Below are 22,799 nucleotides of genomic sequence, written 5' to 3' on the forward strand. Positions count from 1 at the left end.
TCGGCCGGGAGATTTTTATGGGTTGCCGTGATGCTGAAAGTGATTTTTGACGCTTTCCGAAGCTTCAAGGATTTTGGCTTCAATTTTTTTGTAGGCTTCTTCGATGCGCTGCACGTCTGAGGCAGAGTAACATGCCGACTCGAGTTCTTTTGCCACCCTGTTTATCTCGGTAGCGCCGATCATGAGTGATGACCCTTTGAGGCTGTGTGCGAGGCGCAGGCATTCCTTGATGTTTTTGGCCTTCAAATAGGATGAGTAGTCGGAGATGAAAGTCGCACCGTAGCGGGGAAACTCACGCAAGATGCTGAAAAACGCGGATTCGTTCCCCAGGAAATTAGCCAGGGCCAAAGACATGTCAAAGCCCTTGATTTTTACGGTCTGAGCAGTGACCGCTTCGGGCAGTTCTTCATTTTTTTGGGTGGAGAAGAAAGACATGACCTGAGCTTTGTCCAAGGGCTTGTGAAAGATTCGAAGCGTGTTTCCCGCCTGTATTTTTTTCAATACGGCTTCCGGTTCTTCACCCGTCAGCAGAAAAATTCTATCTTCCGCGGCGGCGCCGCTTTCCTGCAGGAGCCTCGCGAGGTCTATGCCGTTCATGGAGGGCATGTACAGGTCGAGCAGGATCAGGTCGTAGTGATTTGCTTTTGCAAGGCATATCGCCCGACCAGCGTCCGCAGCATGGTGGACCGTAACCCCAAGGTTTTCCAGAATTTCGGAGGTGACGCAGCGGCATATTTCGTCATCATCAACCAAAAGGACCGTTTTTCGGGGACAGGACAAATTGCTTTCGTGCATTGATACGCCTTTCTGTTCGGGAAGCCCCGCGATTGTTCTTGCAGGAGTCGTTTTACGGGGTTCGACTGTTCAGGTTGTTGAAGATCCGGTTCATTCAAATGCGTGCCACGTCGTCTTAGTCTTCCGGCAAGAAAAGACTCCCGTGGCGCAACTGGTTGCTGCTGTTGATGCCGAGCTTGCCCAGAATGTTGGAGCGGTGTTTGTCCACCGTCTTTATGCTGATGAAGAGTGATTCCGCGATTTCCTTGCTTTTCCAGCCATCTATGATATGCCTAACAATTTCTTTTTCGCGGGCGGTGAGGTTTTTCATGGGCGGCAGGGCTTTGCGTTGCCGGTTCACAAGAAGGTAGTCCCGGACAATAACCTTGGCCAGATGAGGACTGATAAACAGACCGCCCTCCAGGGCATAGTGCACGGCCAGGAAAAGTTCATCCGGGTTCGCCCCTTTCAGAACATAGGCATTGGCGCCATGTTCCAGTGCCTCGAAGATGAAGTCGTTGTCGTCGCTGGCTGTGAGTACAATGACTTTCACGCTCGGCTCGATTTGCCTGATCCTTTGCAGAACTTCCGTACCGGGAATATCCGGAAGGCGCAAATCAAGCAGAATCACGTCCTGCTTTTTCATTTTAAATGATCGCAGCGCGTCTTTTCCATTGGCGACGTCATCGTCGATCACGTACTCGCCATGCAGGTCGATCATGGATTTGAGCCCCATCCGCAGCAGATGGTCGTCCTCGACCAGTAGAATTCTTTTTTTTGTCATGGGCGTGTTCCTTATGTTTTTGTCCGGGTTGCGCCTTGTCTTTTCAATCGCGAAAAGCCATGCCCGCAAACAAGCGCCCCCGCATGGGTAGGCAAACGTGTTTCCATCAGGGCGCCCCCTTTTTTTTTCAGGTGGTTGGAAATGCGTAAATTCCTTCTCCAAGGGGGGGGGACGCATTTTTACCTAAGATTTTTACAGCGCCTATTAATGAGTTCTCCTCTTTATTTTAATAGACATCGCGCAGTATTTTTTACTTACAGATGCTTAGGCTCTTTTTCGCGTGTGAAGATGGATTGCGGAATTCAGGGCGGGACGAATGCGGGCGTATTAAATGATTTTGTCCATAAGGATGGATAGGTACGCTGAGTGGGGCCTTGCCGAGGACGCAGGTACCGGTCTGGTTATCCTTCGTACGCAGATAGCGTTCGTGGCCAGGAAAAAACTGTGCATAGCACGAGGGCGGCATCACATTTGCCACCAGGTTCGGCATTGCGGAGGGTTTGACTTTGGGCGGTGGCAAGTCCAAAAAAAAAGCCGCGAGGGGCGGCTTTTTTCGGGAGGATCGCAATGAGTTATTTGCGTGAACTTTTATTGATTGTTTCCACAAGTTCCGCAGCGACCTGGATTTCGACATCCTGCTGGTCCTGTTCGTCGATAAGCTGGGATTTGGGCCATCTGCACCTGTGATAGGATATGGTGGCTTTTTGCGACAACTGCTCGATCTTGGTCAGCATGATGCCCATCGCTTCCTGTGTTATGATGAAATGTCCACATTCGGAACATTTGGGGGCTGGAACATCTTCGAAGCAAAACAGGTGGTTACGGCATTCCATCTGGTAGGAGATGGTTTCATCGGTGACACTGTCGCTTCCGCATTTCTGGCAGATCATGGCATCCTCGTATGGTCTAATTTGAATCCGAAATAATCGTTCCTTATAAGTATGTTTTTTTGCTTTGGCAAATAATTTTTTTTCTGCTGAAATTGCAGTACACTCGAATTTTCAGTTTTATGTGAATGCCTCCGGCTTGCGGCGGATGGCTGTTTTGGTTTGAGAATTGCACATAGTTTGAATTAACTCTGGAGGAATCATGAGCAAAATAGGCTGGGTCGGAATCGGTGTCATGGGGCGTTCCATGTGTGGTCACCTGCTTGCGGCAGGTCATGAGGTCAAGGTCCATACGCGCACCAAGGCTTCCGGCCAAAGCACCATCGCCGCTGGAGCGCAGTGGTGCGACACCCCTGGCGATGTCGCTAAGGGGTCGGAATTCGTGTTCACCATCGTCGGTTATCCGGCCGATGTGAGAGCCGTGTATCTGGGTGAGGGCGGGCTTGTGGATCAGGCCGCGCCAGGGGCGGTGCTTGTGGATATGACCACCTCCGAGCCGGCTCTGGCCACGGAGATTTATCAGGCGGCGCGGGCTCGTGGAGTGGCCGCTCTGGATGCTCCGGTCTCCGGCGGCGATCTCGGTGCGCGCGGCGCAAGCCTGGCCATCATGGTCGGCGGTGAGCAGGAGCCATTTGACCGGACCCTGCCCCTGTTCGAGAAGATGGGGAAGAACATCCGCCTCATGGGCGCTCCCGGTGCCGGTCAGCACACCAAGATGAGTAACCAGATTCTCATCGCCGGGACCATGATCGGAGTTGTGGAATCCCTGCTCTACGCCGTGAAGTCCGGTCTGGACGTGGACGACGTCATCGACGTCATCGGCAGCGGGGCGGCCGGGTCCTGGTCCATCAACAACCTGGGTCGTCGGATCGCCAAGGATGACTATGATCCGGGCTTTTTCATCAAGCACTTCGTGAAGGACATGGGTATCGCCCTGGCCGAAGCCCGCAAAATGGGCATCGCCTTGCCCGGCCTTGCCCTGGTCGAACAGCTTTATATCGCGGCCATGGCGCAGGGATTGGAAAACATGGGCACTCAGGCTCTCTATATCGCGTTGAAGAATTTAAACGCTGTAAGATAGATTTTGTTGAAACGGTTCGTCAAAGATCCATATATCTTTGACGAACCGTTTCAATTTTTGCATTGAACTTTTTGGAGATCGCGTGCGGAATATATTTTTTTGTCTGCTCATGTTTTTATTCATCCCTCATGCTTTTGGTCAGGATGAAAAAAAGATTAATGTATTGTACATAAATTCTTACCATAACGGATATGAATGGTCCGATAGTATATTCGATGGCGTGCGCGAAAAATTCAGGAGTAGCGGGAAGAATATTTATCTTCAGATAGAATATATGGATTCGAAGAGATACTCTGGAGAAAAAATTAATGAAATACTTTTTAATTACTATAAGTTTAAGTTCAAAACGACGCATTTTGATCTTATCGTCACTTCTGACAATAATGCTTATGAATTTATTTCAGAGCACGGCGAGGATCTTTTTCCCAATGTTCCCATCGTTTTTTGCGGAATCAATGACGTGGAGGCTGGGCAGGTGCCCATGCGTTCACGCATGACCGGAGTGCTGGAAGAATTCGAAGTGCCGTGGAATATCGAACTGGCGCTTCAATTTCATCCGGGAAAGAAGCGCCTGGTGGTCATCGGTGATCAGAGCATGACCGGGGTGGCCATTGCCAATCAGGTCCGGGCGCAGGTTCCCGGCCTGCCCAAGGAGATCGAGGTCGAATTTCTGGATGAGTTCACTCTCGACGAATTGGTGGCAAAAGTGCGTTTCGCTTCTGCCGACAGCATCTTTTTCTTCATCCCCTTTTACAAGGATGTGGGCGAGGCCGTGTATTCGGCCCAGGATCTGCTTGAAATAGTATGGCGGGAAACGGGCGTGCCGCTCTACAGCGCCTGGGAGTTTTTGCTCGGCCACGGCATGGTGGGTGGAAAGATGATCAGCGGATTCAGCCACGGCCAGGCCGTGGCGGAGATGGGGCTGCGCATTCTGGACGGCGAATCCCCGGCCGACATTGAAATATCCATCAGTCCGGACGATCCGCCCAAGTTCGACTACCGCGTCCTCATGCGCCTGGGCATCAATCAGAACCTGTTGCCCGAAGGCAGCATCCTCATCAACGAGCCTTCCCCGTTCTATTCCATCAACAGGCACCAGTTCTGGACCATCATCATAAGTCTGGTCATCTTGTCGCTGGTGCTCATCCTGCTGGTGATCAACATCTGGGAGCGCAAGCAGATCGAGGTGCGGATCAAGAACCAGCTCTCGTTTCTGCGCACCCTCATGGATACGCTGCCCATCCCCATCTATTTCACGGACCGCAGCGGAGCCATCGCTGGAATAAACCGGGCGTTCGAGCACTGGTTCGGGGTCAGCTGGGAGCATGACAAGGGTTTCGAGTCCCAGGAGCTGGCGCTGGTCGAGACGCGTTTTGCGCCCCTGCTCGACCTGCGCATGGATTCCTACGAGGCCCAGATCCGGCACGGCGACGGCACGTTGCGCCCGGCGGTGCTGCACAAGGCCACCTACGCCGACGCCCAGGGTGAGAATGCCGGGATAGTCGGCGTCATCTACGACATCTCCGATCGCAAGAAAGCCGAGGACGATCTGCGCGCAGCCGAGGAAAAATACCGCACCATTTTCGAAAATTCGGCCCTGGGCATTTTTCAGACCACGCCCGATGGCTCCTGGATGGTCGCAAACCCTGCCCTGGCCAGGATGCTCGGCTACGCGAGCCCGGAAGCGCTGATCGCGGGCAATCCGAATATCTCGTCCCTGTATTTTCAGCAAAGCGATCGGGAGAGGGTTGTCGACCTCTACCAGCAAAACAGAGGCAGTGTGGAGTTCGAGGTTCTTTTCCGCACCCGTGCCGGCGAAATCATTACCGCCAATCTGAACGCCCGTGCCGTGCGCGGATGCAATGACGATTTCTGCCATTTCGAGGGATTCGTGGAGGACATCACGGACCGCAAGGCTGCGGAGCTGGCTCTGGCCGCATCCGAGGCCATGTTGCAGCTGGTCCTTGATACCATCCCCCAGCTTGTGCACTGGAAGGATCGCGAATTGAGAATCATCGGCGCGAATCGAAATTTTCTGGCGCATGTCGGCCAGACCGAACTTTCGGTCATTTACGGCAAGAAGTACGCCGAGGTTGTGAGCTATGCCCATGAGGTGGAGCAGATTTCCAGGCTCGACCAGGAAGTGGTCGAGACCGACGAGCCGCGATTTCGACTGCGTCTGGAGACGCGCAACCTGGCCGGCGAGAACATGTGGCTGCTGGTCAACAAGGTGCCCCTGCACGGACCGCACGGGGAGGTGGTGGGTATCCTCAGCACTGCCGAGGACATTACCCAGACCATGAACCTGGAAAAACAGCTGCTACAGTCTCAGAAAATGGAGGCGATCGGCACTCTAGCCGGAGGAATCGCCCATGATTTCAATAATATATTGACATCGATCATGAACTCTACCGAACTCGCCATGGAAGATATCCCCGAAGACAGCCTGAACTGGAAGGATCTGGAGCGCTCTCTCAAGGCCGCTGTTCGCGGCAGCGGTCTGATCAAGCAGATTCTGACTTTCAGCAGGCCAACCCAGGAAGGATTTCTGCCCACGGACCTGCGTGAGGTCGTCAGTGAAGCCGTGGCCCTCATTCGCGTGTCCATGCCGCGCAACATCACGGTCCTGGCCGAAATTGAAGACGACCTGCCGCTCTGCCTGGCCGACCCGACACAGGTTCATCAGATCGTCATGAACCTTGCGACCAACGCATTTCAGGCTTTGGGCGAGGGCGGCGGCAATATTTCCATCCGCTTGAGCAAAATGATCTTGGACCGCGATGACGCGCAGCTCGGCAATCTTGTCCCGGGAGTCTACAGCAGGCTGTGTATCGAAGACGACGGTCCCGGCATCGACGAGGATATCCAGGACAAGATCTACGATCCGTTCTTCACCACCAAGGGCAAGGGCGAGGGGACCGGCCTGGGGCTGGCCGTGGTGCATGGAATCGTGCGCAACCATGGTGGCGAAATCAGGCTCGTCAGCACTGCGGGTTTCACCCGCTTCGACATCCTGCTGCCGACCATGAACGAGCTGTGCCTCCTGCCCGGCGAGTGTGCGGGCGCTCTGGCCATGGGCAATGAGAGGCTGGCCTTCATCGAGGACGACGAGGACCAGTTGCTGCTCATACCCCGTGTTCTTGAGCAGCTCGGCTATGAAGTGCATTCCTTTCAGAATCCTGCCGAAGCCGTCTTCACTCTTTGCGAGGAGGGCTTGCCTTTTGATCTGGTCATTACGGATTTTGACATGCCCGGCATGAACGGCTTCGATGTTGCAGGAATTTTGCAAGAGCGTCGGCCTGATTTGCCGGTGATCATGGTTTCCGGGAGAAAGCAGGCCGAGGAATTTCTGGGCCAGGCCGGAAACATCAAATTTTTCCTGAGTAAACCGTACAATAAGGACATGCTCGGACGCGCCATCCGCGATGTTCTGGACAAGGAAGCATAATGGCCAGGATACTCATTATCGACGATGATCCGCAGGTTTGCGAGACGCTGCAGAGCCTGAATTTGCGTCTTGGGCACGAGTGCCTCGCGGCCCATACCTTGAAGGACGGGCTGGCCTATCTGGGACGCATGGAGTTCGACCTTGTCTTTCTCGATGTGCGTCTTCCCGACGGCAACGGCCTGGAAGCGCTGGGCCAGATTCGCAACCACGAAGCTCCGCCCGATGTGATCGTATTGACGGGCCAGGGCGATCCCGACGGCGCTGAATTGGCGATCCAGGGCGGGGTTTGGGACTATCTGGTCAAACCCTCGCCCATCAAGCAGATTAAAGAGACCCTGAATCGCGCCCTGGCGTACCGTCAGGAGAAAAAAGCCATGGGCCAGGCAATGGCTCTGGATTTGAAAGACGTGGTGGGGGAGAGCAGCGTCATGCGCCAATGCTACGAACGCATTGCCCAGGCCAGCGGGTCGGACTCCACCGTACTGGTCACCGGAGAGACGGGAACCGGCAAGGAGCTGCTGGCCCGCACCATCCACCGCAACAGTCTGCGCTCGGCGCGGGCTTTTGTTGTCGTCGACTGCGCCTCCCTGACCGAATCCCTGCTTGAGAGCATTCTTTTCGGCCATACCAAAGGCTCGTTCACCGGCGCGGCGCGCGACAGGACAGGGCTGGTCAAGCTGGCGGATCAGGGTACGCTTTTTCTGGATGAAATCGGGGAGTTGCCGCTTTCGGCGCAAAAAACCTTCTTGCGTGTCCTGCAGGAGCGCCGCTTCAGGCCGGTGGGTTCAAACCAGGAACTGGAAAGTGATTTCAGGCTCATCTCGGCCACGAACCGTGACCTTGCGGTCATGGTCAAGGCCGGTGAATTCAGGCAGGATCTGTTCTATCGCATCAACACCATCCAGCTGCATCTGCCCGCCTTGCGCGAACGCGAGGAGGACGTGATCATCCTGGCTCGCCACCATATCGACAAACTGTGCCGGCAAAGAAACATACCGATCAAGGAGATGGATCCGGAGCTGGTCGAGATGCTCAAGCGATACGACTGGCCCGGCAATGTACGCGAACTATTCAATACCATTGAACAGGCGTTCGTGCTGTCGGGGGCCGAGAAAACGGTCTATGCCCAGCACCTGCCCCAGGCAGTGCGTATTCGGGTCGCCAAGACCAAACTGGGTAAAGGGAGAGCTGATGGGGAAGCGGGGCCGGAGGATGCGTTGGATGAAGTGGAGGAGGCCCTGCCCACATTGAAGGACTTCAAAACGTCCAAGGAAAGGGAATACCTGCTTCGGCTCGTGGGCAGCCACGGCAAGGATATTCAGAAGATGCTGGCTGTTTCAGGGCTTTCCAGGTCGCACCTTTACGCCATGCTCAAAAAGCACGATATCGAAGCCTAATAGTCCTGTTCTTCGTCCTGCTCTTTTCCGAGCCAGTATTCTTTCCAGGAATCAACAATATATTCCGTCTTGACCAGGACGCTGTCGCCGTCGTTGATGCGTTGCTTTTGCATGGATGTCAGCAATTGTGACAACTGCATCGTTTCGTTTTGCGACAATCCTCGAATCACGCCATTTTTTGTTATGCTTTTTCCTTTCATGTTAGACCTCCCATTAACTCTATATATAGCAGTTTTAGCCTTCTTGGCAAGCTGCTTGGTTACTTTGATGTGCAAAATTGCTGCCAACGCCTGTGTGGTTTGGTGTTTCCGCAGTTTGTGACGCTGGAATAAACTCGTTTTTCCAATACGTTGCCGTCGAGAACTGCCTCCTCGTATCGATTTCGGAGCGCACTGTTTCATCTGCGTTATTGTGCACATTTGAAACACCGGACGCGTCAGGATGATACGATTTGTGCAATTTTGAAACAGCTGTGGTTCCCGGAATCGAGGCTGTCCAGAGCCCCGCATGACGACTCTGAATCGAGACTGAAGAAAAATGGTTGTTTAGTCAACCAAATTGTAATACACTTAAAAGATCAGTTCGTGTCCGGAAAATCGGACGGAAACATGGGCCTGACACCTCAGGCGATCCCCCGTTGAGGGGTGGGAAAGGCGTGAATCGTGGAAGTGTGGGGCAATCTTTGTTCGGAGATCGCATTATTGAGGGAAGCCGATTTCTTTTGTCCGGAAAAATGGACGCCGGTTTGAAATTCTCTTTTTTGACCATTAACCAGCCATTTAAGCGCGTTAACCGGATTGAAGTTGTATGTTTGCATTCCCGAACTAACGTGCTATTTCCACGGAAAAATATATATTGTCTTTTTTTTCAGACAAACCGGAAGGGGGGCTATGACAAATATGATCAGTGTCTCATAAGTTTTCTTTATTTCAATTGGTTAGGTAGTTTTTGTTGAGTGGCACAAAACTTGTTTAAAGCGAGCCGAAGCACGAGAAACGTTGCGAAATCGCTTGAAAACAACAACTTGGCTTTTAGGAGAAGATACATGGCTAAAAATATGAAAACCATGGATGGAAATACCGCCGTCACCCATATCGCTTATGCGATGAGCGACACGGCAGCAATTTATCCGATCACCCCGTCCTCGACCATGGGAGAGATCGCTGATGAATGGGCCGCGCAGGGGCGACTCAATATTTTTGATCAGAAGGTCATGGTTCGCCAGATGCAGTCCGAGGCCGGCGCTGCCGGTGCGGTGCACGGCTCCCTGGCCGGTGGCGCGCTGACCTCCACCTTTACCTGTTCCCAGGGCCTTTTGCTCATGATCCCGAACATGTACAAGATTTCCGGCGAATTGCTTCCCGGCGTCTTCCATGTCAGCGCACGCGCCGTTGCCGCGCATGCCCTGTCCATCTTCGGCGATCATCAGGACGTCATGGCCTGTCGCCAGACCGGTTTCGCCATGCTGGCTTCCAGCTCCGTGCAGGAATGCATGGATCTGGCTCTGGTCGCGCACCTGTCTTCCATTGAATCGAGCATCCCCTTCCTGCACTTCTTCGACGGCTTCCGTTCTTCCCATGAAATTCAGAAGATCGAAGTCATCGACTACGAAGACATCAAGAAGGTCGTCAATCACGAGGCCATCGCCGAATTCCGCGAGCGCGCCATGAGCCCGGCCAATCCGTCCATTCGCGGCACCGCCCAGAATCCGGACATTTACTACCAGGGCCGTGAAGCTTCCAATGTCTACTACGATCAGCTCTCTTCCATCGTGGTCGAGCAGATGAAGAAGGTCACCTCCATCACTGGCCGTTCCTACAAGCCTTTCGACTATGTCGGCCACCCGCAGGCCGAGCGCGTCATCGTGGCCATGGGATCTTCCTGTGAAACCATCGAGGAAGTGGTGCGCCACCTCCTGGCCAAGGGCGAGAAGGTCGGCCTGGTCAAGGTCCGCCTGTATCGTCCGTTCCTGCCCGAGTACTTCCTGCAGGTTCTGCCCGCCACGGCTTCCGTCATCACCGTGCTCGACCGCACCAAGGAGCCCGGCGCCAAGGGCGATCCGCTCTACAAGGACATCTGCACCGCCTACATGGAACGCGGCGAAATGCCCGAGATCGTCGCCGGCCGCTATGGCCTCGGCTCCAAGGAGTTCACCCCGGCCATGGTCAAGGCCGTGTATGACAACATGATGGTCGCTCAGCCCAAGCATCACTTCAACGTCGGCATCGACGACGATGTGACCCACACCTCCCTCGACGTGCCGGCCTTCGCCGACACCACCCCGGCCGGCACCGTGCAGTGCAAGTTCTGGGGCCTGGGCTCCGACGGCACCGTCGGCGCCAACAAGGAAGCCATCAAGATCATCGGCGACAACACCGACATGTACGCCCAGGGCTATTTCGCCTACGACTCCAAGAAGTCCGGCGGCATCACCGTGTCCCACCTGCGTTTCGGCAAGGAGCCCATCCAGTCCACGTATCTGGTCAACGCCGCAGACTACATTGCCTGCCACAAGGCCAGCTATGTGCACACCTACGACGTGCTCGACGGCATCAAGGACGGCGGCACCTTCGTCTTGAACTCCAACTGGACCGCCGAGGACATGGAGAAGGAACTACCCGCATCCATGCGCCGCACCATCGCCAAGAAGAACCTCAAGTTCTACAACATCGACGCGGTCAAGATCGCGGCCGAAGCCGGCCTTGGCAACCGCATCAACATGGTCATGCAGACCGCTTTCTTCAAGCTCGCCAACGTCATGCCCTTCGAAGAGGCCGTGGCTCTCTTGAAGAAGGCCATCAAGAAGGCCTACGGCAAGAAGGGCGACAAGATCGTCAACATGAACATCGCCGCCGTGGATCAGGCCTCCGCCAATCTGATCGAGATCAAGGTTCCGGCCGCCTGGGCCGACGCCGCCTGCGAATGCGCAACGGATCAGGATGTGCCTGATTTCGTCAAGAACGTCATGCGTCCCATCCTGGCCCAGAAGGGCGACAGCCTGCCTGTCTCCGCTTTCGAGCCCGATGGTCTGTTCCCTGTGGCCACCTCCCAGTTCGAGAAGCGCGGCGTGGCCATCAACGTGCCCGAATGGATCGCAGCCAACTGCATCCAGTGCAACCAGTGCTCCTTTGTCTGCCCGCACGCGGCCATCATCCCCGTGCTCTTGACCGAAGAAGAGATGGCCGACGCTCCCGAGACCTTCGAGACCCTCGACGCCATCGGCAAGGAATTCAAGGGCATGAAGTTCCGCATCCAGGTCAACGCCCTGGACTGCATGGGCTGCGGTAACTGCGCCGACATCTGTCCGGCCAAGAACACCGCCCTGGTCATGAAGCCCCTGGAGACCCAGACCGGACGCGAAGTGCCCAACTACGACTTCTCGGTCACCGTTCCTTTCAAGGACAACCTGACCCGCCGTGACACCGTCAAGGGCAGTCAGTTCCAGAAGCCGCTGATGGAATTCTCCGGCGCCTGCGCCGGTTGCGGCGAGACCCCGTATGTAAAAGTCATGACCCAGCTCTTCGGCGAGCGCATGATCATCGCCAACGCCACGGGCTGCTCCTCCATCTGGGGCGCTTCCGCTCCGACCACTCCGTACACGGTCAACGCCGATGGTCATGGTCCTGCCTGGGGCAACTCCCTGTTCGAGGATGCGGCCGAATTCGGCTACGGCATCCAGATGGCTTATGCCCAGCGTCAGGCCAAGCTGGCCGACCTGGTCGCCAAGGCCCTGGAAGGCGAACTGCCCGAAGATCTGGCCGAAGCCTTCAAGGGTTGGCTCGAAAATCGCGCCAACGCCGAAAAATGCAAGGAATACGGCGACAACGTTCGTGACATCCTGGCCTTCATGCACCGCGACGAACTGCTCGACGCCATCTATGAGCGCGAAGAGCTGTTCGCCAAGAACTCCTTCTGGATCTTCGGCGGTGACGGATGGGCTTACGATATCGGCTATGGCGGGCTGGATCATGTTCTGGCCTCTGGCGAAGACATCAACGTTCTGGTGATGGACACGGAAGTGTACTCCAACACTGGCGGACAGTCCTCCAAGGCGACTCCGCTTGGTTCCATCGCCAAATTCGCTGCCGCAGGAAAGCGGACAGGGAAGAAGGATCTCGGACGCATGGTCATGAGTTACGGCTATGTCTACGTGGCCACGGTTTCCATGGGCTACGACAAGCAGCAGCTCCTCAAGGCCCTGCGCGAAGCGGAAGCCTACCCCGGACCGTCCCTGATCATCGCCTACGCTCCGTGCATCAACCAGGGGCTTCGCAGAGGCATGGGCAAGACCCAGCTCGAATCGAAGCTGGCCGTACAGTCCGGCTACTGGCCGCTGTACCGCTTCAACCCCTTGTTGTCCGAAGAGGGCAAGAATCCGTTTATCCTGGACTCCAAGGCTCCGGACGGAAGCATCCAGGAATTCCTGGCCAGCGAAAACAGATACGCTCTGCTCGAAAAGATCGCGCCCGAAGACTCCAAGAGACTGCGGACCCAGATCGAGCAGGATTATCTGCAGCGTTTTGAAATGTACGAGTACCTTGCCAAGCAGGAGCCCACGGCGGGCAAGGCGGCTTCCGCTCCTGTCACCGTATCTGCTGCGGCGGGCGAGGGTTGTACATTGACGGCGACGGCGGAGCATGCGGGGGCGAATAAGCCCGGCTTGCCCTGCGATGACGGCCGCGCCGGCAAATAGGTAAAGGCAAGCTGCCGGCCCGAAAGGGTGGGGTCCCTTTCGGGCCGGCGGTCCATTCATCAGTTTTATTGGAGGGAGATATGTCAATTACTGTCTTGGCAATGGTGGCTCTGTTGCCCATTCTGGTGGCTCTTGTTCTGATGGTCGGCATGCGCTGGCCGTCTACGAAAGCCATGCCCCTTGCGTGGCTTGTGTGTGTCCTCGGCGCAATTCTCGCGTGGAATCTGCCCGTCGGTTATGTCGCGGCCTTGTCGCTTCAGGGTATTGTGGTCGCCATCGGCGTTTTGATCATCGTCTTCGGCGCGATCATCATCCTGTACACCCTGAAATATTCAGGTGGCATGGAAACCATTCAGTACGGCATGCAGGGCATCAGCCGTGACAAGCGCATCCAGGCCATCATCATCGGCTTCATGTTCGCGGCCTTCATCGAAGGCGCGGCCGGTTTCGGCACGCCTGCCGCCCTGGCCGCTCCGCTCTTGCTGTCCCTGGGCTTCCCGCCCTTGGCCGCAGCGGTCATCTGCCTGGTCTTCAACTCCTTCCCCGTATCTTTCGGCGCGGTCGGAACACCCATCCTGGTCGGCTTGAAGTTCCTCGGACCGTTGGCTACAGGCGCGGTCGAGGCCGGCACCGTCGGTTTGAACTTCACCGATTTCGGTTCCTTCGCCAAGGTCATCGGTCAGTGGGTTACCGTCATGTACGGTCCCATGATCTTCATCCTGCCCATCTTCATGCTCGGCTTTCTGACCCGCTTCTTCGGCAAGAACAAGTCCTGGAGCGAAGGCTTTGCCGCCTGGCAGTTCTGTGTTTTCGCCGCCGTGGCCTTCATTGTTCCTTACCTGACCTTCGCTTGGCTGGTCGGACCTGAGTTCCCGTCCCTGATCGGTGGTCTGGTTGGTCTGGGCATCATCGTTGCCGGCGCCAAGGCCGGTTTCTGCGTGCCCAAGGAAAGCTGGGATTTCGGCCCGCAGTCCACATGGGACTCTGACTGGACCGGCACCATCGCCACGTCCACCAACACCGAGTTCAAGCCCCACATGAGCCAGTTCAAGGCATGGCTGCCCTACATCCTGATCGGCGCCATCCTGGTCGTGACCCGTATCCCCGAACTGGGCCTCAAGGCCGTCCTGGCCGCCCAGAAGCTGCCTTTCAACGACATCCTCGGCTACAAGGGCGTTTCAGCCTCCATTGATTATCTGTACCTGCCCGGCACCATTCCTTTCATGCTGGTCGCGCTGCTGACCATCCTGATCCACGGCATGAAGGGCGAAGCCGTCAAGCAGGCCTGGACCGAATCCTTCGTCAAGATGAAGGCTCCGACCATCGCACTGTTTGCCGCCGTGGCCCTGGTTTCCATCTTCCGCGGTTCCGGTGTTGCCGATGCCGTCCTGAACCCCAACAACTACCCCTCCATGCCTCTGGCCATGGCCAAGACCGTTGCCGCTTTCGCGGGTAACGCCTGGCCGATGCTGGCCTCCTATGTCGGTGGCCTGGGTGCGTTCATCACCGGCTCGAACACGGTCTCCGACCTTCTGTTCGCGGAATTCCAGTGGGGCGTGGCCCAGCAGCTCGAACTGCCCCGTCAGATCATCGTGGCCGCCCAGGTCGCCGGTGGCGCCATGGGCAACATGGTCTGCATCCACAACATCGTGGCTGTCTGCGCCGTGACCGGCCTCATCGGCCGCGAAGGCATGATCTTGAAGCGCACCTTCTGGCCCTTCATGCTCTACGGCATTGTCGTGGGCATCATCGCCACTTTGATGAGCTTTGTCTTCCTGCCTCACCTGTTCTAAGTTACCAGGCGGTCCCGAAGGTTCGCGCAAGGCTTTCGGGACCGCATTTCATGAGAATCCATAAGAATCTCACGCAAGGAGAGAATAATGATTTCGACGAGTCTGCTCACTGAGTTCACAAACCTGCTGGGCAAAGAAAATGTCCTCGAGAGCGAGTCCGACCGGCATTCCTATTCATACGATGCCGCAGTGCTTGACGCGGTCATCCCGGAGCTGGTTTTGCGTCCGACAAACAGCGAGCAGCTGGGCAAAACCGTGGCTCTGTGCAACGAGAACAAGCTGCCCATGACCGTTCGCGGCGCCGGCACCAACTTGAGCGGCGGCACCATTCCCACCAAGGAACATGGCGTCGTCATTCTGACCAACGGTCTCAATAAAATTTTGGAAATCAACGAACAGGACCTCTACGCCGTGGTTCAGCCCGGCGTGGTCACCGCCAAGTTTGCGGCCGAAGTGGCCAAACGCGGCCTGTTCTATCCGCCGGATCCGGGCTCCCAGGCTGTCTCCACCCTGGGCGGCAACGTCAGCGAGAACGCCGGCGGCCTGCGCGGACTCAAATACGGCGTGACCAAAGACTACGTCATGGGCGTCAATTTCTGGAACGCCGAGGGCGAATACATCAAATCCGGCGGCAAGACCGTCAAATGCGTCACGGGCCTCAATATCGCCCAGCTCATGGTCGGTTCCGAAGGGACCCTTGGCGTCTTCGACGAGATCATCCTGAAGCTCGTTCCGCCGCCAGTCGCCTCCAAGGCCATGCTCGCCGAATTCGACGACATCGCCAAGGCTTCCGAAACGGTCGCGGCCATCATCGCCAACAAGATCGTACCCTGCACCCTTGAGCTTCTGGACAATGCGACCATCAACTACGTCGAAGACTTCACCAAGGCCGGCCTGCCGCGCGACGCCGCAGCCATTCTGCTGATCGAGGTCGACGGCGGGCATATCGCCCTAGTCGAGGACGACGCCGAGAAAGTGGTCGAAATCTGCAAGAAGCACGGCGCTCGCCGTGTACAGATGGCCAAGGACGCCGCCGAGAAGAACAAGCTCTGGGAAGCCCGCCGCAACGCGCTGCCCGCTTTGGCCCGCGCCCGTCCGACCACCGTGCTCGAAGACGCCACCGTGCCGCGCAGCCAGATCCCGGCCATGATCACGGCCATCAACAATATCGGCGCCAAGTACAAGCTGCAGATCGGGACCTTCGGCCATGCCGGTGATGGAAACCTGCACCCGACCATCCTGACCGACAAGCGTGACAAGGAAGAATTCCATCGCGTGGAGCAGGCCGTTGACGAGATCTTCGACGTGGCCCTGTCTCTGGGCGGCACCCTGTCCGGCGAGCACGGCATCGGTACGGCCAAGTCCAAGTGGCTGGAGAAGGAAACCTCCAAGGCGACCATCATTTACTCGCGCAGGCTCAAGAAAGCAGTGGATCCCAATTACCTGCTCAATCCCGGCAAAATCATCGGAGGCTAGTCATGACTGCAGACGTACATCAACTGGCCAAAATGCTGCATGAACTCGACGACCAGATGGTCGCGTGCATGAAGTGTGGCATGTGCCAGGCGGTATGCCCGGTGTTTGCCGAAACCATGAATGAGGGGGATGTGGCCCGGGGCAAGATCGCGCTCCTGGAAAACCTGTCCCATGAAATGATCAAGGACCCCGAAGGCGTTCAGGAAAAGCTCAACATGTGCCTCTTGTGCGGCTCATGCGCGGCCAACTGTCCCAGCGGCGTGAAAGTGCTGGACATCTTCCTGAAAGCCCGCGTCATCGTGAATACGTACATGGGCTTGCCCGCAGTCAAGAAGGCCATTTTCCAGGGTCTTTTGACCAAGCCCGGCGTGTTCAATTCCGTGATGGACCTGGCTTCCAAGTTCCAGGGCGTGTTCACCAAGCCCGCCAACGAAGTCATCGGATCGTCCTGTTCACGTATCGATCTGGCTGCCATCGAAGGCCGCCATTTCATGCCTCTGGCCAAGAAGTCCTTGCGCAAGCTGGAGCCGTCCCGCAACACCCGCCCTGGCAAGAGCGGATACCGCGTGGCCTTTTTTCCGGGCTGCGTCATCGACAAGATATTCCCGCATGTCGGGCAGGCCGTGCTCAAGGCTCTGACGCATCATGAGGTTGGCATCTACATGCCGACAGGGCAGGCTTGCTGCGGTATCCCGGCTCTGGCTTCGGGCGACAAGGGGTCTTTTGACAAGCTTGTGAAGCGTAATCTGGAGATCTTTGAAAAAGAGAACTTCGATTATCTGCTCACTGCCTGCGCGACCTGCACGGCGACCATGCATGAACTGTGGCCGCTCATGTCCGGGGACAAGACCCAGAGCATGCAGGATCGCATCGCGGCCATGTCGGCCAAGGTCATGGACGTGAACCAGTTCATGGTTGACGTGCTGAAGGTCTCCATGCCTGTCAGCGGACACGGGACCAAGGTCACGTATCATGATCCCTGTCACCTCAAAAAATCCATGAAGGTTTTTGAACAGCCCCGTGCGCTCTTGAAGTCCAACCCGAACGTGGAGCTTGTTGAGATGGCCGATGCGGACCGCTGCTGCGGTTGCGGCGGCAGCTTCAACCTGCAGCACTACAGCGTATCGAAGAGTATCGGCGACCAGAAACGGGACAATATCGTTGCTTCCGGAGCTCAGGTAGTGGCCACAGGATGCCCGGCGTGCATGCTGCAGATTTCCGACATGCTTTCACAGCACAAGGATCAGATCGCAGTCAAACACGTCATGGAAATCTACGCGGAAACGCTTTAATAAGACATGGCGTCGGCGCAAAGGGCTTTGGCCCCGGCGTCGGCGCCTTTTCGATTAATAAGGCAGTTGGTTGAAATTCCGGTAAAAAAAAGGCATTGACTAATCGTTCTCTTTTTTTCACAAATAAGCGGATTGTGTAACCAACCAATTTGACGGGTCGCCGCGAATCACTCACGGTGCGCGCCCCAGAAGAAACCGGCTTTCAAGGGAAGCACTATGGCCAGAAATCTATACATAACGGCAACGGAATCTCGAAGCGGAAAATCAGCCATCGTTCTGGGCGTCATGCAAATGCTCCTGCGCGACATTCGTCGGGTCGGTTTTTTCCGGCCCATCATCAATGATGTTCCCGACCGCAAGGACCACGATATCGACCTTGTCCTGTCCCAGTTCTATCTGGGCCTGCAGTACAGCGAGACCTACGCGCTGACCATGCAGCAGGCCAAGGAACTGGTCAACGCGGGCCAGCACTCCCTGCTCATTGAAAAGGTCATCAACAAATACAAGGAACTGGAGAGCAAGTGCGATTTCGTGCTGCTCGAAGGCACGGATTTCGAAGGAACGAGCCCCGCGTTCGAGTTCGACATCAACGCAGACATCGCCGCCAATCTGGGCAGTCCGCTCCTGGTCATATCCAACGCCTGTCAGAAGACCGAGCACGAGATCATAAGCTCGACCAAGCTTGCGGTGGAATCTTTCGCCGACAAGGCCGTGGACATTCTGGGCGTGGTCATCAACCGCACCGACGTTCCGGACCGCGAAGCACTGCGTATCGCCCTCAAGAAGTCCATGAACAAGCCGGACACCCTGCTCTACATCATCCCCGAGGTGGCCATTCTGGGCAAGCCCACGGTGGGCGACGTCATGAAGTGGGTCGGGGCGGAAGTGCTTTATGGCAAGGAGAATCTGGGCGCGCAGGTCGACGATATCGTCGTGGCCGCCATGCAGATCGAAAATTTCCTGAATTACATTGAACGCGGCAGCCTCGTCGTCACCCCCGGCGACCGCTCGGACATCGTCGTCAGCAGCCTGGCCTCGCGGCAGTCGTCGTCCTATCCCGACATTTCCGGCATCCTGCTGACCGGCGGCATCCGTCCCGGCAAGAGCGTGGACCGGCTCATCGAGGGCTGGACCGGCGTGCCCGTGCCCGTGCTGCTCGGCAAGGAGGCCACCTTCCAGACCGCGCGCCGCCTCTACAACATGTACGGCAAGATCGAGCCGGGCGATCAGAAGAAGATCGCCTCGGCCCTCGGCGTGTTCGAAGAGAACGTGGCCACGGATGAGCTACGCCAGCGCCTCGACACCCGCAAATCGACCAAGGTCACTCCGCAGATGTTCGAATACGGCCTCATCGAGAAGGCCAAGAAGCACAAACAGCATATCGTTCTGCCTGAAGGCGGCGATGACCGCATCCTGCGTGCCGCCGATATCCTGCTGCGTCGCGGCGTGGTCGACCTGACGATTCTGGGCGACCCCAAGTCCATCGCTTCCATGACGTCACAGCTCGGTCTCAGCCTGACCGGCGTGAACATCGTCGACCCGGGCGTTTCTCCCGATTACAACGATTATGTCTCCACCTTCATGGATTTGCGCAAGAAAAAGGGCGTATCCAAGGAAGTGGCCTGCGATTGCATGGTCGACCCGACCTATTTCGGCACCATGATGGTCTACAAGGGCCAGGCCGACGGCATGGTCTCCGGCGCCATCAATACCACAGCCCACACCATTCGTCCGGCCTTCCAGATCATCAAGACCAAGCCCGGCGCGTCCATCGTGTCGAGTGTGTTCCTGATGTGCCTGAAAGACCGTGTCCTGGTTTTCGGCGACTGCGCCGTGAATCCCAACCCCACTGCGCCGCAACTGGCCGAGATCGCCCTGAACTCTGCCGAGACGGCCCGTATTTTCGGAGTTGAGCCGCGCGTGGCCATGTTGTCGTATTCCACCGGCGATTCCGGGGCGGGAGGAGACGTGGACGTGGTCATCGAGGCGACCCGCATCGCTCGCGAAAAGGCTCCGAGCCTGCTTCTTGAAGGCCCGCTGCAGTATGACGCGGCCATCGACCCCGAAGTCGGCGCCAAGAAGCTGCCGGGCAGCCAGGTCGCGGGCCGGGCCACGGTCTTCATCTTTCCGGATTTGAACACCGGCAACAACACCTACAAGGCCGTGCAGCGCGCCGCCAACGCCGTGGCCATCGGGCCGGTTCTACAGGGTCTCAACAAGCCCGTGAATGATTTGAGCCGTGGCTGCTCCGTCGCCGACATCGTCAACACCGTGGCCATCACGGCCATTCAGGCCCAGGCCGAAAAAGGTTTAATATAGCGAGGATATTATGAAGATATTTGTAGTCAATTCCGGGAGTTCCTCCCTCAAATACCAGCTTCTCGACATGGACAGCGGCGTGGTCATGACCACCGGCCTGGTGGAGCGCATTGGCGACGCCATGGGCAAGGTCAGCCAGAAGTCCTGGCCGGGCACCGAGCGTGAGGCCGAAGTCGAGCGCGAAGTGGCTTTCCCCGACCATCGCGCGGCCATGCACACCGTGGTCGAGCTGGTCACCGGCGCGGACACGGGCGTCATTGCGTCCTCCGCTGAAATCGACGCCATCGGGCACCGCGTTGTCCAGGGCGGCGAGACCCTGTTCAAGAGCACGCTCATCGATGACGATGTGGTCGAGAAGATCCGCGAAAACTGCCACCTGTCCCCCCTGCACAATCCGGCCAACCTGGTCGGCATCGAGGTCGCCCGCGAGCTTTTCGCCGGTGTGCCGCAGGTGGCCGTGTTCGACACCGAATTTCATCAGACCATGCCGGCCGAAGCCTTCATGTACCCGATCCCCTACGAGCTCTATGAAGAACTGAAAATCCGCCGTTACGGCTTCCACGGCACCTCGCACCGCTATGTCGCGCAGCAGGCGGCCGCCATGCTCGGCAAGGCCGAAGATGATGTGAATCTGGTCACCCTGCACCTGGGCAACGGCTGCAGCATGGCTGCCGTGCGCGGCGGCAAGTGCATCGACACCTCCATGGGCCTGACCCCTCTGGCGGGGGTTATGATGGGCACCCGCAGCGGCGACATCGATCCCGCTATCCTTCCTTTTCTCATGAAGGAGAAGGGTCTCTCCATGGATGAGGTCGACTCCATCCTGAACAAGCAGAGCGGCCTCAAGGGCATCTGCGGCATGAACGACATGCGCGACATCCACGCCGCGGCGGAAAAGGGCGACAAGAAGGCTGCCCTGGCCGTGGACATGTTTGTCTACCGCATCAAGAAATACATCGGCGCCTACTACGCCGTGACCGGTCCCCTGGACGCTCTGGTCTTCACCGCCGGCATCGGCGAGAATGACGAGATTGTCCGCGCCCGTGTCTGCGCAAATCTCGAGCATCTGGGTATCAGCATCGATCCCGCCCGCAACGCCGGACGCAAGAAAGTCGCCACGGCGGTACAGGCGGACGGCAGCAAGGTTGCCATCCTCGTTATCCCCACTAACGAGGAGCTGGCCATCGCCAAGGCCACGTTAAGCGTCCTGAAGTAGAAAAAAAGTCCCTCCCCCTCCTTGTACCCCCCTGGAAACTGTTTCCAGGGGGGTCATTTTGTTTCAAGGCCTGCGGCTTGATTTTGGCCGCGCTGGGAAGTGCTTGATATGAGTTGTTTTCTTCAGCATGTTGTGCCAGCAGGTAGCATGTGGCGTTGAATGGTGACAATTTTGGGCGGAGTACGCCTGGAGGCTGAGTGAAAAAGTTTTTGTTTTTTTTGATCGTCCTTGCCCTTGGAGCTTATGCGGGAGCCGCATACATGTTCGGAGGCCAGGCTCGGGAACAGTATTTTTCAGCTTTGGAGAAATATGAGCGGTATGGCTTTTTCTCACTTGCCAACCAGAGCTACGAGCGCGGCTTTTTCACCTCCACGGCGCAGACCGTGGTCGAGCTGAGAGTCCCCGAGGGGCTGGCCGATTCAAACGCAAATGAGACAGTGAGTTTTGTCGTCAGCCATGACCTGCGCCATGGTCCCTTGACCGGCGAGGGCGCGGACTTTTTTCGCAAGCCGGGACTTATGCGGGTTGTCAGCACTGTCGAACCCTTGGCCACAGACCAAATGTCGCAGGGCCTTTTCAGCCGGATTCCCGAGTTGGCGCAGGCCACGTCGGAAGTCCTTGTCGGTTTTGACGGCGAGGTCGCGGGCGATGTGCTCGTTCCCGCCATCGACCGGACCATCGATGGCGAACATGTCGTCTGGGGCGGTCTTGCCCTGCAGGGCGAATATGTTCCCTTGACCCGCTCCGTGCGCGGCGAGGTGACCATGCCGAGCCTGATGGTGAAGACCGGGGACGGCACCATGGAACTTGAGGCCCTGTCGTCCGATTTCGATCTGGTCGAGGTCCTGCCGCTTGTCTATGCAGGGCAGGTTGACGCCGGCATTTCGGCCATGAACTTCATCCCGGCGGAAGGGGACGCGGTCCGCGTCAGGAATCTGCGCATTTCCTCCAACAGCAGCTGTGACGGTTCTCTCTATAATTACGCGCAGGTCCTTGGCGTCGAAAGCGTAAGCGTGAGCGGGGCGACCTATGGTCCGGCTTCCTGCGAACTGGCTGGCAAGAACATCGACGCGGCAGCCATGAGCGAATTCCAGATCAGCCTGCAGCAACTCTACCACTCCATGACCGATACGGATTCAGAAATATTTTTTGATCAGGTCGGCGAACTCTATGCAGGCCTGTTCACCAAAATACTGGCCGGAAAGCCGGAGCTGCATATGCCGCTCCTGCAGGTGACCACGCCCATGGGTGAATTCACGGGTGCATTTTCAGTCAAGCTGCTGTCCCCGGTCGCGGATACGACGCTCAATCCCCTGTTGTTGCTGCAGCATCTTGAAGCCGATGCGAAGATGGCCGCGCATGAGGAGCTGCTCAAGGGCCTGTTGCGTATCGCTTTGGAAAAAGAGCACGTTGAAGGAGATCTTGAGACCGTGGTGCAGCAGCGCTACGCTGAGCAGATCGAGCCGCTGCTGGCACGCAATCTGATCGTGCGCGAAGACGGCAGCATCAAGACCCAGGCCATGTTCTCCCAGGGCAGGTTGACTGTGAACGGTCAGGACATGCCCCTTTTCTGACAAGCGGACTGACACGAAGCTTCTTCAAGGATGCCGATTCTTACATACCTTACGGACACAGGCAC

The 22,799-nt window shown here is 56.9% G+C and carries 14 protein-coding genes; 10 read left to right on the plus strand and 4 right to left on the minus strand.

Going from position 1 to position 22,799, the window contains the following annotated elements; genetic code table 11:
* Window positions 1-15 precede the first annotated feature (15 nt).
* The 3 genes from DBAC_RS05280 to DBAC_RS05295 all read right to left on the minus strand — a co-directional run bounded on the left by DBAC_RS05280 (window position 16) and on the right by DBAC_RS05295 (window position 2,448).
* Window positions 16-795, minus strand: coding sequence for a response regulator (locus tag DBAC_RS05280; protein WP_015773248.1), 780 nt, complete (start codon window positions 793-795; stop codon window positions 16-18).
* Window positions 796-910: 115 nt separating this feature from the next.
* Entirely contained in the window at window positions 911-1,558 is a 648-nt protein-coding gene (locus DBAC_RS05285) for a response regulator (RefSeq protein ID WP_015773249.1), read from the minus strand.
* Window positions 1,559-2,130: 572 nt separating this feature from the next.
* The gene (locus DBAC_RS05295) at window positions 2,131-2,448 is read right to left on the minus strand and encodes a hypothetical protein (protein ID WP_015773250.1); all 318 of its coding nucleotides are present in this window, start codon (window positions 2,446-2,448) and stop codon (window positions 2,131-2,133) included.
* Between the two features lie 199 nt (window positions 2,449-2,647).
* Between DBAC_RS05295 and DBAC_RS05300 the strand changes: the two genes are divergently transcribed.
* The 3 genes from DBAC_RS05300 (at window position 2,648) to DBAC_RS05310 (ending at window position 8,371) form a co-directional block, all read left to right on the plus strand.
* Window positions 2,648-3,526: an NAD(P)-dependent oxidoreductase gene (locus DBAC_RS05300; protein WP_015773251.1), complete on the plus strand. Its 879-nt coding sequence runs from the start codon at window positions 2,648-2,650 to the stop codon at window positions 3,524-3,526.
* Between the two features lie 481 nt (window positions 3,527-4,007).
* Complete coding sequence (locus DBAC_RS05305; protein ID WP_167320912.1) at window positions 4,008-6,974, plus strand: hybrid sensor histidine kinase/response regulator; 2,967 nt, start codon at window positions 4,008-4,010, stop codon at window positions 6,972-6,974.
* Entirely contained in the window at window positions 6,974-8,371 is a 1,398-nt protein-coding gene (locus tag DBAC_RS05310) for a sigma-54-dependent transcriptional regulator (protein WP_015773253.1), read from the plus strand. The genes DBAC_RS05305 and DBAC_RS05310 overlap by 1 nt, the downstream gene beginning before the upstream one ends.
* On the opposite strand, the gene DBAC_RS05315 is transcribed toward DBAC_RS05310, so the two are convergent.
* Entirely contained in the window at window positions 8,368-8,571 is a 204-nt protein-coding gene (locus tag DBAC_RS05315; RefSeq protein ID WP_015773254.1) for a hypothetical protein, read from the minus strand. The genes DBAC_RS05310 and DBAC_RS05315 overlap by 4 nt on opposite strands.
* 845 nt (window positions 8,572-9,416) lie before the next feature.
* On the opposite strand from DBAC_RS05315, the gene nifJ reads away from it, so the two are divergent.
* From nifJ to DBAC_RS05350, 7 genes are all read left to right on the plus strand, one after another.
* Window positions 9,417-13,064, plus strand: coding sequence for a pyruvate:ferredoxin (flavodoxin) oxidoreductase (nifJ, locus tag DBAC_RS05320; RefSeq protein WP_015773255.1), 3,648 nt, complete (start codon window positions 9,417-9,419; stop codon window positions 13,062-13,064).
* A gap of 80 nt (window positions 13,065-13,144) precedes the next feature.
* Window positions 13,145-14,857, plus strand: a complete 1,713-nt coding sequence (locus DBAC_RS05325; RefSeq protein WP_015773256.1) for an L-lactate permease — start codon at window positions 13,145-13,147, stop codon at window positions 14,855-14,857.
* Between the two features lie 87 nt (window positions 14,858-14,944).
* Window positions 14,945-16,333, plus strand: coding sequence for an FAD-binding oxidoreductase (locus tag DBAC_RS05330; RefSeq protein WP_015773257.1), 1,389 nt, complete (start codon window positions 14,945-14,947; stop codon window positions 16,331-16,333).
* A gap of 2 nt (window positions 16,334-16,335) precedes the next feature.
* A complete protein-coding gene (locus DBAC_RS05335; protein ID WP_015773258.1) occupies window positions 16,336-17,625 on the plus strand; it encodes a (Fe-S)-binding protein in 1,290 nt (429 codons plus the stop codon).
* A 216-nt stretch (window positions 17,626-17,841) separates the two neighbouring features.
* Window positions 17,842-19,944: a phosphate acetyltransferase gene (gene pta, locus DBAC_RS05340; protein WP_015773259.1), complete on the plus strand. Its 2,103-nt coding sequence runs from the start codon at window positions 17,842-17,844 to the stop codon at window positions 19,942-19,944.
* A 10-nt stretch (window positions 19,945-19,954) separates the two neighbouring features.
* Window positions 19,955-21,160: an acetate kinase gene (locus tag DBAC_RS05345; protein ID WP_015773260.1), complete on the plus strand. Its 1,206-nt coding sequence runs from the start codon at window positions 19,955-19,957 to the stop codon at window positions 21,158-21,160.
* 197 nt (window positions 21,161-21,357) lie between these two features.
* On the plus strand, window positions 21,358-22,734 hold the full coding sequence (locus DBAC_RS05350) for a YdgA family protein (RefSeq protein WP_015773261.1): 1,377 nt from the start codon (window positions 21,358-21,360) through the stop codon (window positions 22,732-22,734).
* The last annotated feature ends 65 nt before the right edge of the window (window positions 22,735-22,799 follow it).

It is taken from the genome of Desulfomicrobium baculatum DSM 4028, from assembly GCF_000023225.1.
GTDB classification, from domain to species: Bacteria; Desulfobacterota; Desulfovibrionia; order Desulfovibrionales; family Desulfomicrobiaceae; genus Desulfomicrobium; species Desulfomicrobium baculatum.

Excerpts from the sequence above, each read along its gene's own strand:
- DBAC_RS05280 (WP_015773248.1), bottom strand. The coding sequence starts at position 795 with ATGCACGAAAGCAATTTGTCCTGTCCCCGAAAAACGGTCCTTTTGGTT.
- DBAC_RS05285 (WP_015773249.1), bottom strand. The coding sequence starts at position 1,558 with ATGACAAAAAAAAGAATTCTACTGGTCGAGGACGACCATCTGCTGCGG.
- DBAC_RS05295 (WP_015773250.1), bottom strand. The coding sequence starts at position 2,448 with ATGATCTGCCAGAAATGCGGAAGCGACAGTGTCACCGATGAAACCATC.
- DBAC_RS05300 (WP_015773251.1), top strand. The coding sequence starts at position 2,648 with ATGAGCAAAATAGGCTGGGTCGGAATCGGTGTCATGGGGCGTTCCATG.
- DBAC_RS05305 (WP_167320912.1), top strand. The coding sequence starts at position 4,008 with ATGCGTTCACGCATGACCGGAGTGCTGGAAGAATTCGAAGTGCCGTGG.
- DBAC_RS05310 (WP_015773253.1), top strand. The coding sequence starts at position 6,974 with ATGGCCAGGATACTCATTATCGACGATGATCCGCAGGTTTGCGAGACG.
- DBAC_RS05315 (WP_015773254.1), bottom strand. The coding sequence starts at position 8,571 with ATGAAAGGAAAAAGCATAACAAAAAATGGCGTGATTCGAGGATTGTCG.
- nifJ (WP_015773255.1), top strand. The coding sequence starts at position 9,417 with ATGGCTAAAAATATGAAAACCATGGATGGAAATACCGCCGTCACCCAT.
- DBAC_RS05325 (WP_015773256.1), top strand. The coding sequence starts at position 13,145 with ATGTCAATTACTGTCTTGGCAATGGTGGCTCTGTTGCCCATTCTGGTG.
- DBAC_RS05330 (WP_015773257.1), top strand. The coding sequence starts at position 14,945 with ATGATTTCGACGAGTCTGCTCACTGAGTTCACAAACCTGCTGGGCAAA.
- DBAC_RS05335 (WP_015773258.1), top strand. The coding sequence starts at position 16,336 with ATGACTGCAGACGTACATCAACTGGCCAAAATGCTGCATGAACTCGAC.
- pta (WP_015773259.1), top strand. The coding sequence starts at position 17,842 with ATGGCCAGAAATCTATACATAACGGCAACGGAATCTCGAAGCGGAAAA.
- DBAC_RS05345 (WP_015773260.1), top strand. The coding sequence starts at position 19,955 with ATGAAGATATTTGTAGTCAATTCCGGGAGTTCCTCCCTCAAATACCAG.